The organism is Bartonella sp. OC68QHHN, from assembly GCF_042193875.1.
Lineage (GTDB): Bacteria > Pseudomonadota > Alphaproteobacteria > Rhizobiales > Rhizobiaceae > Bartonella > Bartonella grahamii_A.
Window position 1 is genome coordinate 1 of record NZ_JBHIME010000035.1, and the last position, 1319, is coordinate 1319.

The window sequence follows — 1319 nt, forward strand, 5'->3', positions numbered from 1 at the left end:
GCTGCTGGCTTTAGCATGCGCACTGTTTCTGATATCACTGGTGCTAATGCTTCCTGTGGTCAGGCTGTTTTTTTCTGCCGACGCTGTGCTGGAAATAAGCCCCCCAGTCAGCGTTGTTTTATCTTTAACGTTGATCTTAAAACCGCCATCACCAGCTTTGATGCCTGATTGTTCCACAACACTATGATAATCGCTAGAAGATTTATTCTTTTGGAAAGAGGCGCTCATAGAGCCCCCACCACCCGTTTGTCCAGCACCAAACCCAGCAGAAACAGAGTTTTGCTTACTGGAAAAAACAATCCCGCCATTCCAAGCGAAGGCAAGGATGGCGGATTGTTGATAATCAAAAGCAGTGCTTAAGGTTGGCATTCATCCGCATTTTTATACCTTTTACAAAACGGGCTATTTAAGCGCTTTTCGACATTTCTCTTCGGGATGACAGCACCAGGCTGACAGATGGGGAGGTCTCTACCGTTAAAAGGAGAACACCAGTTAGCTCTCCCTTTATCACGGAATCCTGATTGAATCATGCAAGCATCAATGGTTGCTATTTCATTGTCGCTTAACTTTCGAACTTCATCCTCAAGATAGTTAAGGTGTGGCATGCCACATTCTAGCAATGCTTTTCCTACCTCAGTAAAGTCTGCTCCTGGCTTCTTCCACCCTGCTACTTCTCCTGGAGGAGGTTTGTCAATGTTTTCAATATCACATCCAGTAACCGTTAACAGAATGAGCAGGCTTAATAAATTAAACAACATTTTCATTTTTTGTTCCCTGTTCTCGTTGAATAAAGTTTTTTAAAACCAAATGAACCATAATTAGTTTGACACTTAGAACTCGCTTCACCATAACAATTATGGGTACTAGGGTTAAAGCCTAAGACTGCTCTCCCCATCTCTCTGATTGGATTAGTTGCTATAGTAAATAAACTGTTTGCTGCAAATATCGTCATATAAAAAGGATTTTTTATACCTTTCTCCAAAAGTGAAAAGTCTAGATTTAAAGGTGCCTTATAAGCTGTAGGCCAATTGTAACCAATCACTGTACTAATGGGGTCTAACATATGACCTTGTGTGTAGATATAATTTTTTTCGCCATCGCTTAGATAATCTACTGTATTGGCCATCGATTGCATGTGAGCAGCCGCTCCAACAAGATAGAAGTCTGTTTTCTTGGCTACACTGTGGATACCATGTTCTTGCAAGTCATTTGCTCCATTGCTTACTGTTATGGTACCACGGCTATGCGCACTAACAATAGCATTGTCATTGCCATAACGATAGATAAAATCTTGGAACTTCTTGGTCGAATTACTCCAT

2 protein-coding genes and 1 pseudogene are annotated in these 1319 nt (G+C 41.3%); all 3 read right to left on the reverse strand.

All coding sequences use genetic code 11. From position 1 onward, the window contains the following. A pseudogene (locus tag ACFIJ0_RS05715) lies at positions 1 to 291 on the reverse strand (hypothetical protein); the annotation flags it as partial. A gap of 65 nt (positions 292 to 356) precedes the next feature. Continuing rightward, positions 357 to 764 carry a hypothetical protein gene (locus tag ACFIJ0_RS05720; RefSeq protein WP_375643949.1) on the reverse strand — a complete coding sequence of 136 codons (408 nt, stop codon included), beginning with the start codon at positions 762 to 764 and terminating at the stop codon, positions 357 to 359. Beyond that, positions 761 to 1319: hypothetical protein (locus ACFIJ0_RS05725; RefSeq protein WP_375643950.1), on the reverse strand; the 559-nt coding region annotated here is incomplete at its 5' end. The genes ACFIJ0_RS05725 and ACFIJ0_RS05720, both read right to left, overlap by 4 nt.

What these genes read in the sequence shown, in the direction of transcription:
- ACFIJ0_RS05720 (WP_375643949.1), bottom strand. Translation starts at nt 764, where the DNA reads ATGAAAATGTTGTTTAATTTATTAAGCCTGCTCATTCTGTTAACGGTT.